Below are 699 nucleotides of genomic sequence, written 5' to 3'. Positions count from 1 at the left end.
GCTACTGCAAGCGATCGCCTCTCACCGTTTAATCAGAAATAATCTTAAAAAATCTAATACAACTATGTTAAGTATCCCTATTGATATAGCTTTACCGCGATCGCCTCACATAGTTACATCCTTACCCGGTCCTCGTGCCAAAGCTATTGTAGAACGCGATCGTGCTGTCACTTCTCCTTCCTACACCCGTGACTACCCGTTAGTTGTCGCTCGCGGTGAAGGGTGTATGGTGGAAGATGTGGACGGTAATGTATTTTTAGATATGACTGCAGGAATTGCGGTTACCGCCACTGGACACGCGCACCCGGAAGTTGTGCAAGCTATTCAAGAGCAAGCTGCAATGCTGCTGCATATGTCGGGGACTGATTTTTACTATGAACCAATGGTGGAACTTGCGGAGAAATTAGCTATCCGCGCCCCCTTTCCCAATGGTGCAAGGGTATTTTTTAGCAATTCGGGAACAGAATCTAACGAAGGAGCAATTAAACTTGCTCGGTATTACACCGGGCGTTCCCTGATAGTTGCCTTTTTGGGAGCATTCCACGGACGCACTTATGGCGCGATGTCCCTTACGGCTTCCAAAACAGTACAGCGAGCAAACTTTGGTCCTCTGCTTCCAGGTGTAACGCACATTCCCTACGGGACTCACGCTAGCCTAGATTACCTGGAAAAACAATTATTTCCCACAATGCTACCGCC

1 protein-coding gene is annotated in these 699 nt (G+C 47.8%); it reads left to right on the top strand.

The window, feature by feature from the left end; all coding sequences use genetic code 11:
• Positions 1-64 precede the first annotated feature (64 nt).
• Positions 65-699: aminotransferase class III-fold pyridoxal phosphate-dependent enzyme (locus V5G28_RS01060; RefSeq protein WP_336229413.1), on the top strand; the 635-nt coding region annotated here is incomplete at its 3' end.

The organism is Scytonema sp. PRP1 (assembly GCF_036697665.2).
Lineage (GTDB): Bacteria > Cyanobacteriota > Cyanobacteriia > Cyanobacteriales > Nostocaceae > Kalymmatonema > Kalymmatonema gypsitolerans.
Note: the sequence above shows the minus strand (reverse complement) of the source record. Positions and strands in the feature narration are given on the sequence as shown.